We start from the raw sequence: 14,569 nt of genomic DNA, 5'->3' as shown, positions 1-14,569 counted from the left end.
CGAGACCTGAGGCCCATGACCAATATGTCACCGGGCCGATGCTCCGGCGCGGCGGCGGGAACCCGATTTTCTTTAGCGAGGGTAATGACGTAGTCTAAAGAGATGCCCGAGATGTCCGAGCAGGACCTCGCAGCGATCAGTCAGCTGCGGTCGTCCACGATGCGCCTCTCCCGACGACTCAAACACCAGCGGGTGGAGGAGTCGCTGAGTCCCACCGAGATGGGAGTGCTGGGCACCCTCGCCCGGTGCGGAAAGGCGACGCCGGGTGAGCTCGCCCGGAAGGAGCACGTGCAGCCTCCTTCGATGACCAGGATCGTCGCGATGCTGGAGGAGAAGGGGCTGGTGCGGCGGGAGCCGCACCCCGAGGACCGCCGACAGGTGGTCGTCAGCAGCACCGAGCAGGCCGAGACGATCCTCGCGGAGAGTCGTCGGCGCCGAAACGTCTGGCTCGCCGAGCTCGCCCAAGGGCTCGACGAGGAGGAGTGGGCCGTCCTCCGGGAGGCCGCGCCCGTGCTCTACAAGCTCGCCCACCTGTAGCTCGAACACCTCAAGGCACACCGAACCCGGCTCGCCGGCCGGGAGGAGAAGGAGCCCGCATCACCGCAGGACCGACCACCGACACCAGGAGCGCGACGGCCACCGCCATGGCCGTCGCGCCGCGAGGGGAGACCACAGTGACACCGCCGGCCGCAGCCAGCGCCGCCGCCATCCGTACCGACGACCCGACCACCGACCCCTCCGCGGCGAGCGCCGCGGCAGCCGACGCCCAGGCACCCGCCCCCACGGGGCTGCCCGGCAGCGGCGACGACGACCCCGACGAACGCACCGCGGCGGACCCCGCCGCTCAGGGCCGCACCCCTGCGGCCTCGTCCCCCACAGGCGCCGGCTTCACCAGGCCCGGGGGGATGTTCTCCTCCCTGCGCGTTCGCAACTACCGCTACTACTTCGCCGGCCAGGTGGTGTCCAACACCGGTACCTGGATGCAGCGGATCGCCCAGGACTGGCTGGTGCTGAGCCTCACCGGCAGCCCGCTCGCGGTCGGCATCACCACCGCCATGCAGTTCCTGCCGATGCTGCTGCTCGGCCTGTTCGGCGGCGTGCTCGCCGACCGGATGCCCAAGCGCCGGCTGCTGATCCACACCCAGGGCGCGATGGGCCTGCTGGCCGCCGGCCTCGCCGTGCTGACCATCGGCGGCGTGGTGACGCCGTACTACGTGTACGCCTTCGCGCTGCTGCTCGGCCTGGTCACCGTGGTGGACAACCCGACCCGGCAGGCCTTCGTCTCCGAGATGGTCGGGCCCAAGGACCTCGCCAACGCCGTCAGCCTGAACGCCGCCAACTTCCAGACCGCCCGCCTGGTCGGCCCCGCCGTCGCGGGTCTGCTGATCGCCGCGGTCGGCAGCGGCTGGGCCTTCGCCGTCAACGCGCTGTCCTTCGCCGCCGTGATCGGCGGGCTGCTCGCGATGCGCGAGAGCGAACTGCGCCCGACCGAGCCGATCGCCCGCGAGAAGGGGCAGCTGCGCGAGGGCCTGCGGTACGTGAAGGAGCGGCCCGAACTGCTCTGGCCGATGGTGCTGGCCGGGTTCATCGGGACCTTCGGCTTCAACTTCCCGACGCTGCTCTCCGGCTTCGCATACGACACCTTCAAGGTCGGCGCAGGCCAGTACGGCCTGCTGAACACCGCGATGGCGGTCGGCTCGCTGGCCGGCGCGCTGCTCGCCGCCCGTCGGGGCGCGCCGAGACTGCGGCGGCTGGTCGGGGCGGCCCTGGCCTTCGGCGCGCTGGAGGTGGTCGCGGCCTTCGCGCCCGACTACTGGACCTTCGCGCTGCTGCTGATGCTGATCGGGGTGTTCGGGCTGAGCTTCAACACCTCGGTCAACTCCACGCTGCAGCTGGCCACCGACCCCGAGATGCGCGGCCGGGTGATGGGCCTGCTGGTGCTGGTCTTCACCGGCGGCACGCCGATCGGCGCCCCGATCGTCGGCTGGGTGACCGCCTCGTACGGGCCCCGGCTCGGCCTGCTGGCCTGCGGGCTGGTGTCCGCGCTGGCGGCCGCGACGGTCGGCCTGGTGCTGGCCCGCAGCGCGGACCTGCGGGTGCGCTTCGACCTGCACCCGGGGCGCGGCGGCCGGGTGGTGGCCGTCGTGCCGCGGACCGGTGTGGCACGCAAGTCGGAGCTGGCTGCGGCCTGCTGACGCGTCGTCGGGCACGTCGTCCGATGCGCCACGAACCCCCGAGGGCGAGAGCCCCCGGGGGTTCGTGGCGTCGGAGCCGGACTCGTCGGGTCAGAGCCGGATGGCGAGGACCTGGCCGTGCCAGACGCCGTTCGGCTGCTCGACCTCGAAGCTCTCGGTCTTGGTGAAGCCGAGCGCCCGGTACTGCGCGACCAGCCTGCGGTCGCCGCCGCCGTAGCAGTCCACCCGCAGCAGGCCGATGCCGCGCCGGCGGGCCTCCTCGACGGCGTCGGCGATCAGCGCGGCACCGATGCCCGAGCCCTTGCGGGTGCGGTCGGTGACCAGGTTGCGGACGAACAGCTCGCGCTCGTCCACCGCGGGGATGTACGTACCGCGCACCTCGGAGAGCACGCACGAGCCGACCGTACGGCCCTCGTCGTCGACGGCGAGGCGGATCAGGAACGGCTCGCGGCCGTACTGCTCGATGTGCTCGACCCGGGTGGGCGTGGTGCTGAACGGCTGGTCGCCCCACTGGCCGGTGCGGCCCCGGGCGGCCAGCCAGGCCACGGCGCCGTCGAGCAGGGCGAGGATGTCGGGGATGTCCTCCGGACCTCCGGTGCGGATCTTCATGCCACTGGAATCGATCATGGAACCGTTCTAGCCCAAAGCCGCGGGCGCCGGAAGCCCCGGCCGGGGCCCGCGCCGGGGGTCCGTTCCGGCAGCCCGCGGGCGGGCCGGGGCCCCGCGCCGCCGGAACGCGCCCACGCGCCGGCCCGCGCGGAACGGGAGAATGGCGGCATGAGGCTTTTCGTGGCGGTGCTCCCGCCGGTCGCGGCACTGCAGGGGCTCTCCGACGCCGTCGCGCCGGTGCGCGGGCTGCCCGGGGCGGACCGGCTGCGCTGGACCACGGCCGAGGGCTGGCACCTGACCCTGGCCTTCCTCGGCGAGGTGCCCGCCGAGTGGCTGCCGGCGCTGTCGGCGGGCCTGGCCGGCGTCGCCGAGCTCCACCCGGTGCACCGGCTGCGGATCGCGGGCGCCGGGCGGTTCGGGGACCGCGTGCTCTGGGCCGGCATCGAGGGGCAGACCTGGGCGCTGCGCCGGCTGGCCGACGCCGTCACCGAGGCCACCGCCGAGGTGGTCGGGCAGTCGGCCGACACCTTCGCCTTCCACCCGCACCTCACGCTCGCCCGGGCGGGCTCCTCGCGCGGCCACCGGCGGGCCGTCCAGCGGGTCGCCGGGGCCGAGCTGGACGGCCTGGCGGCGGCGCTGGCGGACTACCGCGGGCCGGAGTGGGAGGCCGCCGAGCTGCACCTGATGAAGAGCGACCTGGACGGCGGTTCCGCGCACTACGAGTCGCTGGGTTCCTGGCCCCTCGCGGACTGGTGCTGAGGCCCCGGGCGGCCTCGCCGTCCGGTCGGGCGTGCGACGGAGGTACGCTCGTTGACCGTGGATCCCAAGACTCGTATGCGCATCGTCTCCGGCACCCTGGTGCTGCTGCTGGTCGTCGTGCTGATCAGCTCACTGGCCGGCAGGTAGGCCGGAACGGCCGTGAGGGCCACCGCCCGGGTGGGCGGTGGCCCTCACGCATGCCTCAGCGGGTGCTCAGAGCTGCTCGACCACGTAGTCGATGCACTGGGTGAGCGCCTCGACGTCCGCCGGGTCGATCGCCGGGAACATCGCGATGCGCAGCTGGTTGCGGCCCAGCTTGCGGTACGGCTCGGTGTCCACGATGCCGTTGGCACGCAGTGCCTTGGCGACCGCGGCGGCGTCCACCGACTCGTCGAAGTCGATGGTGCCGACCACCTGGGAGCGCTCGGCCGGGTTCGCCACGAACGGGGTGGCGAAGGAGGACTTCTCGGCCCAGGAGTACAGCCGGGACGAGGAGTCGGCGGTGCGGGCGACGGCCCAGTCGAGCCCGCCGTTGCCGTTCAGCCACTCCAGCTGGTCGGCCAGCAGGAACAGCGTGGAGATCGACGGGGTGTTGTACGTCTGGTCCTTCGACGAGTTGTCGATGGCCGTCGGCAGCGAGAAGAACGGCGGGATGTAGCGGCCGGAGGCGGCGATCTCGGCGGCGCGCTCCAGGGCGGCCGGGGAGAAGGTGGCCAGCCACAGGCCGCCCTCGGAGGCGAAGGACTTCTGCGGGGCGAAGTAGTAGACGTCGGTCTCGGTGATGTCCACCGGCAGGCCGCCGGCGCCCGAGGTGGCGTCCACCAGGACCAGCGAGCCCTCGTCGGCGCCGGCCGGGCGCTTGATCGGCATCGCGACGCCGGTCGAGGTCTCGTTGTGGGTGAGTCCGTAGACGTCCACGCCGGCCTCGGCGACCGGCAGCGGGTGGGTGCCCGGGGCGGTCTTGATCACGCTCGGCTCGGCGAGCCACGGGGCCGCCTTGACCGAGGAGCCGAACTTCGAGGAGAACTCGCCGAAGTCCAGGTGCTGGGACTTCTCCCGCACCAGGCCGAAGGCGGCGATGTCCCAGAAGGCGGTGGAGCCGCCGTTGCCGAGGACGACCTGGTAGTCCTCCGGCAGCGAGAAGAGGCTGCTCACGCCCTCGCGCACGCGCTTGACCAGGTTCTTGACCGGGGCCTGGCGGTGGGAGGTGCCGAGCAGGGAGGTCTGGGTGGCGGCGAGGGCACTGAGGGCCTCGGGGCGCACCTTGGACGGTCCGCAGCCGAAACGGCCGTCTGCGGGCTTGATGTCAGCGGGGATCTGGATCTGAGCCACGCGCGCAGCCTACCGGCGGCGGGCTCCGCGGGGGTACGGTCGTCCGCCCGCTGAGACTGTGATCTTCGCTGCCCGGGATGCCGACAGCGGGCCCGGCCGGAAGCCGGACCCGCTGGTCAGGGGCCGTGCGCGGACACTCGTCCGGGGTGGTCAGCGGGCGATCGCGTCCCAGCCCTCGATCTCCTCGGGGCGGCGCGGGCCGGGGCCGACGTAGCGCGCGGAGGGGCGCACGAGCCGACCCGTGCGCTTCTGCTCCAGGATGTGCGCCGACCAGCCGGCGGTACGGGCGCAGGTGAACATCGAGGTGAACATGTGGGCCGGGACCTCGGCGAAGTCCAGCATGATGGCGGCCCAGAACTCGACGTTGGTGGCCAGCACGCGGTCCGGGCGGCGGTTGTGCAGCTCCTCCAGCGCGGCCTTCTCCAGCGCCTCGGCGACCTCGAAGCGCGGCGCGCCGAGCTCCTTGGCGGTGCGGCGCAGCACGCGGGCGCGCGGGTCCTCGGCGCGGTAGACGCGGTGGCCGAAGCCCATCAGGCGCTCGCCCTTGTCCAGGGCGTTCTTGACCCACGCGGTGGCGTCGCCGGTGCGCTCGATCTCCTCGATCATGCCGAGCACGCGGGAGGGCGCGCCGCCGTGCAGCGGGCCGGACATCGCGCCGACCGCACCGGAGAGCGCGGCCGCGACGTCGGCGCCGGTGGAGGCGATGACCCGGGCGGTGAAGGTGGAGGCGTTCATGCCGTGCTCGGCGGCCGAGGTCCAGTAGGCGTCGACGGCCTTGACGTGCTTCGGGTCCGGCTCGCCGCGCCAGCGGATCATGAACCGCTCGACGACCGTCTCGGCCTTGTCGATCTCGCTCTGCGGGACCATCGGCAGGCCCTGGCCGCGGGCGGACTGGGCGACGTAGGACAGTGCCATCACGGCGGCGCGGGCGAGGTCGTCGCGGGCCTGCTCGGCGGAGATGTCCAGCAGCGGCTTGAGGCCCCAGACCGGGGCGAGCATGGCGAGCGCGGACTGCACGTCGACCCGGATGTCGCCGGAGTGGACCGGGATCGGGAACGGCTCGGCGGCCGGGAGGCCGGGGTTGAACTTGCCGTCCACCAGTAGGCCCCACACGTGGCCGAAGGAGACGTTGCCGACCAGGTCGTCGATGTCGACACCGCGGTACCGCAGGGCGCCGCCTTCACGGTCGGGCTCGGCGATCTCGCTCTCGAACGCGACGACTCCCTCAAGCCCGGGTACGAAATCGGACATGCGACGGCTCCTTCAGTTCTGCGATCGGCGCCCCGCCGTGGTGGGGCGGGCACACCAGTGACCGAATCGTGGTTGGCACTCGGTGCCAGAGTGACAGGCACGGGGTGCATTGCGCCATACACCACCGTGGTGATGTTTGCCGCGGGCCCGCTTGACTTTTCCGTCGAGGGTCGGTCGTGCCCGGGAGACGACCGGAACCGAACACCCGGTTCCGGACAATTCCCCGTACGACGGGCGGCCAAGCGGTGGCGAGTCACCTTATCTCCGACCGGGGTTTGTCCGGAGGTAGCGGTGCCGGTTGCTTGTCGTACGGGATGATGTTGGCGTGCAGACCCCGGAACGCGCCCAGTCGACGCCCCCGAGCCCCGTCACCCGGACCCCGGCCGACGAGGCCCGCCCCGGCCCGGACCTCACCGTGATGCGCAAGCACTACGTCCACGAGGGCCTGGTCGAGGAGCAGCTCGCGCCCGAGCCGATCGGCCAGTTCACCCGCTGGTTCCACGAGGCGGACGACGCCGGGGTGACCGAGCCCAACGCGATGGTGCTCTCCACCGCCGACGCCGCGGGGCGGCCCAGCTCGCGCACCGTCCTGCTCAAGGGCTACGACGCGCGCGGCTTCGTGTTCTTCACCAACTACGGCTCCCGCAAGGGCTCCGAACTCGCCGCCAACCCGCACGCCGCGCTGCTCTTCCCGTGGATCGCGCTGGCCCGCCAGGTGATCGTCCAGGGCCGGGTGGAGAAGGTCGGCCGGGACGAGACCGCCGCCTACTTCCGCACCCGCCCGCACGGCTCCCAGCTGGGCGCCTGGGCCAGCGAGCAGTCCAGCCCCGTCGGCGGTCGCGAGGTCCTCGAACAGCGCTACGCCGAACTGGAGCGCCGCTACCCCGAGGGCGAGGGTGTGCCCGTCCCGCCCTTCTGGGGCGGGTACCGGGTCGTCCCGGAGAGCGTCGAGTTCTGGCAGGGACGCGAGAACCGCCTCCACGACCGCCTCCGCTACCTCGCCGACCCGGCGAGCCCGACGGGCTGGCGGGTGGAGCGGCTCTGCCCGTGAGGGCGGCGGGCGCGAGCGCTGCGCGCGCCCCCTGGGCCGACCGGGTCGGCCCGGGCGCGGCGGTGGCGGACAACTGACACCCCGTCACACCTCGGGTGTAGGATGCCCGACGCGGACCTGGGTCGATGTACATCCGGCCAGCAACGCGCTGTGCCGGCACGATCGAGTGAGGGACTGATGGGCGTCACCGGTGCGGAAACCGCCGCTGGACTCGGCTCTGACCTGGTCGACGTCGCCGCCCTGCCGCTCGACGAGCTCGACGCCCTCCCCGACACCGTCCTGGGCGACCTGCTGCGCCGGGTGGTCGCGGACGCCCTGACGCCCGGGGCGGAGCCGCTCGCCGCCTTCCAGTCGTCGCTCGACCGGTAGCTGCTCGACCGGTGGCCGCTCGGCCGGTGGCCCGGCAGTCGGGGCCCGGTGGCGCGGCCCCGGCGCCCGCGTGCCCCGTCCGGCGCCGGTGATCCCTTCTGCGCGCCCGCGCTCCCGCCGGTGCGCCCCCGGGCGCCGGAGCGCTCCCGGCTGCGGGCGTGCGCCTGACCACCGGCTAAACCCCCCTCGGCCGCTGGATCCGCCAACTCGCCAGCGCCACTGGTGGAGTTCACGACATGCTGGGGTATGAAACCAGCGCCGTCGCGGCACCGTCGGGCACGGGGGGAACAGGTGATGGAGCAGGACCAGCAACGGCCGTACTTCTTCTTCAGCTACGCGCGTCGTGACTTCGAGGCCGAGGACGCCTTCGTCAACCAGTTCTTCAACGACCTGCGCGACGAACTCGGCCGGCTGGTCGGGACGGGCGTCCGCGCGGAGGAGCTCGCCTACCGCGACACCGAGCAGCTGCGGCTCGGCGACGACTGGGCCGAGAAGCTGGCGATGATGCTGGGCCGCAGCCGCACCATGATCGCGCTCTACTCGCCGGCGTACTTCACCAGCCTCTACTGCGGCAAGGAGTGGACCGCCTTCCGCGGCCGGGTCCGGCGCCACCACGAGGACACCGGGGAGCTCGTCTCGGCGCTGATCCCGGTGCTCTGGGAGCCCGTCGTGCCCGGCGAGTTGGCCGACGAGGTGAACAAGATCCAGTGGGCCCAGCCGGACATGGGCGAGGCCTACGCCCGGCACGGCCTGCGGGCCCTGCTGCGCACCGCGCAGAGCGGGGCGTACGAGCAGGTCGTGCGGGTGGTCGCCGAGCGGATCCGGGACGCGGCCGCGCGCCGGCTCGGCGAGCTGCCCGAGTTCGACCTCGGCGCGGTGCGCGGCTACTTCCCGCCCCCCGCGGCTCCCGAGGCGGTCTCCGTCCCCGGCATGGTGCGGCTGTTCATCGCGGCCGGGCGGGCCTCGGAGGCCGCCGCCGAGGGCGGCTCGTACGCGGGTGGCTGGTACGGGGCCAAGCCCTGGCACTGGGCGCCCTACCATCCGCCGACCCACCCCTCGCTGGCGGCGCGCGCCCAGCAGGTGATCACCGCCGCCGGGCACACCACCACGCTGGAGGAGGTCGACGGCGGGCTCGGCGGGAAACTCGACCAGGCCCGCGAGGACAGCCAGGTCAGCATCCTCCTGGTGGACCCGTGGGTGGCCGGCGGCCCGCGCTACCGCTCCGCGCTGCGCGAGTACGACGACCAGAACCACCCCGTCACCGGCGTGATGGTGCCCACCGGCAGCTCCGACCCGGCCGACGGGCCGGAGCGCGACGTGCTGTGGACGGGCGTGCGCGACGTGTTCCGGCGCAACTGGCTGCGCCGGGGCGACATGGAGCACTTGTTCCGGGTCAACGTGAGCCGGGAGAGCTTCGACAACGACCTCACCATCATGGTGACGGTCGCCCAGAACAAGCTCATGGACGACAACTTGGATTGGGGGGACGATGGCGGTGACGCCTTCGGCTTCGGCGGCGGCCCGGCCATGCCCGGGTTGTCCATCCCCGCCGGCCCGCCGGGGCCCCGCCCGGTCCCGCCCGCGCGCTTCGACCGGAACCAGGGCCGCAGGGACCTCCCGCACCAGAGTCGTGGCAAGGACAACGCTGTCCCGCTGAGGGGAGACACGGACGATGACCACTGAGCCCGGCGCAGAGCTGGAGCGCGGCGGACCGGGTTCGGTCGTCACGTTCTACTCCTTCAAGGGCGGCACCGGCCGCACCATGGCCCTGGCCAACGTCGGCTGGATCCTCGCCAGCCGGGGCCTGCGCGTCCTGGTCGTCGACTGGGACCTGGAGGCACCCGGCCTCCACCGGTACTACCACCCGCTCCTGGTGGACCCCGAACTGCACTCCACCGACGGCCTGATCGACCTGCTGCGCTCCTACGTGAAGCAGGCGCTGCCCTCCGCCACCGGGCCGGTCGGCCTCCCCCCGGCCGCCTGGCTGGACGAGCCCGGGCGCCTCGACGGCTACCTCTGCGGCCTCGCCCTCGACCTGCCGCCGGGCGGCCGGCTCGACTTCCTGCCCGCCGGCCGGCAGAACGCCGCCTACGCCGCGGCCGTCACCAGCTTCAACTGGCGCAGCTTCTACCACGGCCGGGACATCCGCGGCGGCGAGTTCCTGCGCGAACTGCGCGAACGCTGGGCCCGCCGGTACGACTACGTGCTCATCGACAGCCGTACCGGCGTCAGCGACACCTCCGGCATCTGCACCGTCCTGATGCCCGACACCGTCGTGGACTGCTTCACTTTCAGCGCCCAGAACATCCGCGGCGGCGTCGACGCCGCCCGTGCCATCGCCGAGGCCGAGGAACGGGCGATCCGGGTGCTGCCGGTGCCGATGCGGGTCGAGGACGCCGAACAGGAACGCCTGGAGGCCGGCCGGGACTACGCCCGTGAGGCCTTCGCGCCCTACCTCGGCCGCTGGCTCTCCGGCGACCGCCGGGCCGGCTACTGGGCCGACGTCGAGGTGCCGTACAAGCCGTTCTACGCCTACGAGGAGGTGCCGGCCACCGTCGCCGACCGGCCGCAGGAGGCCCGCAGCCTGCTCAACGCCTTCGAACGACTGGCCGGTTGGATCACCGACGGGCGGGTCCGCACCCTGCGCCCGCTCACCGCCGACACCCGCCGCCGGCTCTACGGCGCCTACCTGCGCTCCGCCCGCGTGGTGCCGCGGCAGGTCTTCGTCAGCTACGCGCCCGAGGACCGGATGTGGGCCGAGTGGGCCGCGGGGACCCTCACCCGCTTCGGCTACCAGACCTCCCTGCACAACGCCGCCGAGCCGCACACCGGCCCCCGGCCGCCGGAGGTCGCCGGGCCGCTCGAAGGCCAGGGCCGGCTGCTCGCCCTGCTCTCGCCCGAGTACACCGCGCTGCCCCGCGCCGCCGAGGTCTGGCAGCTCCTGCAGGGCCGCGAACTCGCCTCCGGCTCACCGGCATTGGTCGCGCTGCGGCTGCAGGACTCGGACGAGCCGGTGCCCCGCCCGTTCGCCGGGCAGTCCGCGCCGGACCTGGTCCGCTCCTCCGCGGCGGGCGCCGAGTCCCAGCTGTACGGCGAACTCGGCCCGCCGCCCGGCAGCAACCGCCAACTCGACACCGACAGCGGCGAGATCATCGCGCCCGCGCGGTTCCCCGGCACCGCCCCGCAAGTCCAGGACGCGCCGTCGCGCAACGCCGCCTTCATCGGCCGCGGCAAGCTGCTCGAACTGCTCCGCAACCGCTTCACCGGCGGCCCGGCCGCCGTGCTCAGCCAGGTGCTCTACGGCTTCGGCGGCGCGGGCAAGTCCCAGATCGCGGCCGAGTACGCGCACCGCTTCAAGGCCGCGTACGACGTGGTCTGGTGGGTGCCCGCCGAGGAGCCCGCCAACATCCCGCAGAAGCTCGCCGAACTCGCCCCCCGGCTCGGCGTGCCCACCAGCGACGACGTCGCGCACACCGCCGCCGCCGTCCTCGACGCGCTGCGCCGCGGCCAGCCGTACCGCCGCTGGCTGCTCGTCTTCGACAACGCCGGCACCCCCGAGGAGCTCGCCCCCTGGCAGCCGGCCGGCTCCTCCGGCGGGCACGTGCTGATCACCTCCCGCAACCAGGGCTGGGCCCGGCACGCCGGCCTGGTGGAGGTCGACGTCTTCCTCCGCGAGGAGAGCGTCCGGCTGCTGCGCCGCTTCAACAGCGGCGTCTCGCCGGAGGACGCCGACCAGGTCGCGCAGCGCCTCGGCGACCTCCCGCTCGCCGTCGGCCAGGCCGCCGTCTGGCTCCAGGAGACGTCGATGCCGATCGCCACCTACCTCGAACTCCTCGACGAGGAGCTCACCGAGATGCTGGAGCGCACCCGGCTGCGGACCGCCGACTACCCGCACTCGGCCGCCGCGACCTGGCGCATCTCGGTCGAGGAACTCCGCCGGATGAACGCCCCGGCCGCCCAGATCCTGGAGATCTGCGCCTTCTTCGGCCCCGACGCCATCCCCATGCGGCTGCTCTACAGCCGCGCCGTCACCCGCGCCCTGCGGTTGCCCCCGCGCGCGCCCCGCGACAAGCTCGCGATCGGCGAGTTCCTGCGCGCCATCAACCGGTTCGGGCTCGCCCGCACCGACCAGGGCAGCGAGACCATCACCGTGCACCGACTGGTCCAGGCCGTGCTCCGGGACCAGGTCGAGGAGGAGCGGCGGGCCGAGCTGCGCGGCGTCGTCCACGCCGCGCTCGCCACCGCCAACCCCGGCGACCCGGACGTGCCCGCCAACTGGGCCGAGTACGCCGAACTGCTGCCCCACCTCTGGCCGTCCGGGGCCGTCGACAGCGCCGACGAGGACGTCCGGCAGTGGATCATCGACTCGGTCCGCTACCAGTGGAAGCGCAGCCTGCACGAGTCCGGCCGGGAACTGGCCGAGCGGACCCTGGAGCACTGGCGCCAGGACGGCTACGGCGGGCCCGACTTCGACGTCGACAACGACGCCCAGACCCTCATGCTGCGCACCCAGCTGAGCAACATCCGCCGCTCCCAGGGCGCCCTCCAGGAGGCGTACGAGATGGACCGGGACATCCTGGAGCGCTTCACCGCGACCCTCGGCCCCGAGCACTCGCACACCCTCGCCGTCGCCAACAGCCTCGGCGCCGACCTGCGCTTCCTCGGCCGCTACGACGAGGCCCGAGCGCTCGACCGCCGCACCCTGGACGCCGCCCGGCGCACCCTGGGCCCGGACCACCCGCGCACCCTGATGATCACCAACAACCTCGCCGTCTCCGACTACCTGGCCGGCGACCGCCGGGCCGCCCTGGAGCGGCACCGCAGCAACTACCTCCAGCAGCGCGACGCGCTCGGCGCGCACAGCCTCTACGCGCTGTCCTCCGCCTCCAACTACGCCCGCGACCTGCGCGAGACCGGGCGGCTGCGGGAGGCCCTGGACCTGCTGGAGGAGACCGTCCGGATCTACCAGCAGACCATCGGCGACAGCCACACCGACACCCTGCGCGCCCGCAAGAACCTCGCCGTGGCACTGCGCCGGGCCGGCCGGTACCACGAGGCCCTGGAGATCGACGAGGACATCTACCAGCGCTACCTGGACATCAACGGCGCCGAGCACCCCGACACCCTGGCCGCCGCCACCAACCTGGCCAGCGACCTCAACGCCCTCGGCGACACCACCCGGGCGATCCCGCTGGCCGAACGGGCGCTGGCGCGGTACCGCGACTACCTGGGCGAGGACCACCCGGTGACGCTGGCCGGCGCCAACAACCTGTCCGTCTACCTGCGGCTGGCCGGACGCACCCAGGAGGCCCTGGAGCTGTCCGGGCGCACGCTCGCACAGTTCCGGACCGTCCTCGGCGCCCACCACCTCTACATCCCGATCGCGATGATGAACCACGCGAACGACCTCGCCCTGGCCGGGCAGACACAGGCCGCGCTCGACGTGGAACTGGAGGCCGCGCCGCTGATGACCGAGGCCCTCGGGCCCGACCACTACGACTCCATCGGCATCAACTCCAACCTCTCGCTGTCACTGGCCACCGTCGGGCACACGGAACGGGCCGAGGAGCTGCGGAAGGACTGCATCCGGCGGGCGCGGGTCACGCTGGGGGAGGAGCACCCGACGACGGTGGCGGTGCGGGCCGGGTCGCGGCTGGACTCGGACGTGGAACCCCCGCACGTGTGACGGTGGGTCAGCGGGGCCCCCGGGCGGTGCTAGGTTCGCGGACATGGTGCCGTTCCGGCAGTTCCTGCTGAAGATCCACAGCCGGTGCAACCTCGCCTGCGACTACTGCTACGTGTACGAGGGCGCGGACCAGAGCTGGCGGCGGCGCCCCCGGCGGATGGAGCTGGCGACGGTCCGCCGCACCGCCCGGCGGATCGCCGAGCACGCGGCCGAGCACGGGCTGGACGAGGTGTCCGTGGTGCTGCACGGCGGCGAGCCGCTGCTCGTCGGCGCCGGCCACCTGGCGGCACTGCTCGCGGAGTTGAGCGGCATCGCGGGGGCCGGCGGGCCGCGGGTGCGGTTCGGCCTGCAGACCAACGGGCTGCGGCTGCTGGACGAGCCGGCGCTGCTCGACGTGCTGCACCGGTACCGGGTCTCGGTCGGGGTGTCCCTGGACGGCACCCGGGCCGACCACGACCGGCACCGCCGGCTGCCGTCCGGCGCGGGCAGTTGGGACCGGACCGCGGAGGCGGTGCGGCTGCTCGGCTCGCCCCGGCACCGGGAGCTGTTCGCCGGGCTGCTGTGCGTCGTCGACCTGACGGCGGACCCGGTCGACACCTACGAGGCGCTGCTGGAGTTCGCGCCGCCCCGGCTCGACCTGCTGCTGCCGCACGGGACCTGGCTCGCGCCCCCGCCCGGGCTGCAGGCGCGGACACCGCCCGGCGCACCCCCGACGGGTGCGGAGCCGGCGCCGTACGGGCAGTGGCTGATCGCGGCCTTCGACCGCTGGTACGGCGCGCCGCGACGGGAGACCGGGGTGCGGCTGTTCGAGGAGTTGGCGGTGCTGCTGCTCGGCGGCCGCGCGGCCAGCGAGGCGGTCGGGCTGGCGCCGGTCGACCTGGTGGTGGTCGAGGCGGACGGCACCGTCGAGCAGGCGGACAGCCTCAAGGCGGCCTACGACGGCGCCCCGGCGACCGGCCTGGACGTGTGGCGGCACGGCTTCACGGAGGCGGCCGCGCACCCGGCCTTCCGGGCCCGCCAGCGCGGCCTCGCCGGGCTCGGGGCGGTCTGCGCGGGCTGTCCGCTGGCGCGGGTCTGCGGGGGCGGGCTGTATGCGCACCGGTGGGCGGGTGACGGGTTCGGGCATCCGTCGGTGTACTGCGCGGACCTGGACCGGTTGGTCCGGCACATTGCGGGGCGGTTGCGGGAGGGGGTTGCCGAGGTGGGGGGTCCGCTGCGCGGGGCTCGGTAGGGGGTGGGCTTTCGGGAGGGTGGGGTGGACGGACGGGGTCGGCTCCGGGGGTGGCCGCTCCGGGGGCTGGATGATTTTAAGACATG

11 protein-coding genes are annotated in these 14,569 nt (G+C 73.5%); 8 read left to right on the top strand and 3 right to left on the bottom strand.

The features are described from left to right. Window positions 1-102: 102 nt before the first annotated feature. Window positions 103-537: a MarR family winged helix-turn-helix transcriptional regulator gene (locus ABT048_RS32280; protein WP_030235202.1), complete on the top strand. Its 435-nt coding sequence runs from the start codon at window positions 103-105 to the stop codon at window positions 535-537. 368 nt (window positions 538-905) lie between these two features. Next, the gene (locus ABT048_RS32275) at window positions 906-2,195 is read left to right on the top strand and encodes an MFS transporter (RefSeq protein ID WP_350525177.1); all 1,290 of its coding nucleotides are present in this window, start codon (window positions 906-908) and stop codon (window positions 2,193-2,195) included. 90 nt (window positions 2,196-2,285) lie between these two features. On the opposite strand, the gene ABT048_RS32270 is transcribed toward ABT048_RS32275, so the two are convergent. Beyond that, window positions 2,286-2,822: a GNAT family N-acetyltransferase gene (locus ABT048_RS32270; protein WP_350525110.1), complete on the bottom strand. Its 537-nt coding sequence runs from the start codon at window positions 2,820-2,822 to the stop codon at window positions 2,286-2,288. 150 nt (window positions 2,823-2,972) lie between these two features. Here ABT048_RS32270 and thpR point away from each other — a divergent pair, with 150 nt between their 5' ends. After that, window positions 2,973-3,563 carry an RNA 2',3'-cyclic phosphodiesterase gene (gene thpR, locus ABT048_RS32265; RefSeq protein ID WP_350525109.1) on the top strand — a complete coding sequence of 197 codons (591 nt, stop codon included), beginning with the start codon at window positions 2,973-2,975 and terminating at the stop codon, window positions 3,561-3,563. Window positions 3,564-3,776: 213 nt separating this feature from the next. Here the strand turns inward: thpR and serC are convergent, their stop codons facing one another. Together serC and ABT048_RS32255 are read right to left on the bottom strand one after the other, a co-directional pair. Continuing rightward, window positions 3,777-4,895, bottom strand: a complete 1,119-nt coding sequence (gene serC, locus ABT048_RS32260) for a phosphoserine transaminase (protein WP_350525108.1) — start codon at window positions 4,893-4,895, stop codon at window positions 3,777-3,779. Between the two features lie 150 nt (window positions 4,896-5,045). Beyond that, entirely contained in the window at window positions 5,046-6,146 is a 1,101-nt protein-coding gene (locus tag ABT048_RS32255; protein ID WP_350525107.1) for a citrate synthase 2, read from the bottom strand. Between the two features lie 418 nt (window positions 6,147-6,564). Between ABT048_RS32255 and pdxH the strand changes: the two genes are divergently transcribed. From pdxH to ABT048_RS32230, 5 genes are all read left to right on the top strand, one after another. After that, window positions 6,565-7,197 carry a pyridoxamine 5'-phosphate oxidase gene (gene pdxH, locus ABT048_RS32250; protein ID WP_350525176.1) on the top strand — a complete coding sequence of 211 codons (633 nt, stop codon included), beginning with the start codon at window positions 6,565-6,567 and terminating at the stop codon, window positions 7,195-7,197. Window positions 7,198-7,374: 177 nt separating this feature from the next. Then, complete coding sequence (gene fxsA / locus ABT048_RS32245; protein WP_350525106.1) at window positions 7,375-7,566, top strand: FxSxx-COOH cyclophane-containing RiPP peptide; 192 nt, start codon at window positions 7,375-7,377, stop codon at window positions 7,564-7,566. Window positions 7,567-7,860: 294 nt separating this feature from the next. Continuing rightward, the gene (locus ABT048_RS32240; RefSeq protein WP_350525105.1) at window positions 7,861-9,249 is read left to right on the top strand and encodes a TIR-like protein FxsC; all 1,389 of its coding nucleotides are present in this window, start codon (window positions 7,861-7,863) and stop codon (window positions 9,247-9,249) included. Next, the gene (gene fxsT / locus ABT048_RS32235) at window positions 9,239-13,252 is read left to right on the top strand and encodes an FxSxx-COOH system tetratricopeptide repeat protein (RefSeq protein WP_350525104.1); all 4,014 of its coding nucleotides are present in this window, start codon (window positions 9,239-9,241) and stop codon (window positions 13,250-13,252) included. Before ABT048_RS32240 ends, fxsT begins: the two co-directional genes overlap by 11 nt. A gap of 43 nt (window positions 13,253-13,295) precedes the next feature. Next, entirely contained in the window at window positions 13,296-14,483 is a 1,188-nt protein-coding gene (locus ABT048_RS32230; RefSeq protein ID WP_350525103.1) for an FxsB family cyclophane-forming radical SAM/SPASM peptide maturase, read from the top strand. The last annotated feature ends 86 nt before the right edge of the window (window positions 14,484-14,569 follow it).

The organism is Kitasatospora sp. NPDC096140 (genome assembly GCF_040303045.1).
Lineage (GTDB): Bacteria > Actinomycetota > Actinomycetes > Streptomycetales > Streptomycetaceae > Kitasatospora.
Note: the sequence above shows the minus strand (reverse complement) of the source record. Positions and strands in the feature narration are given on the sequence as shown.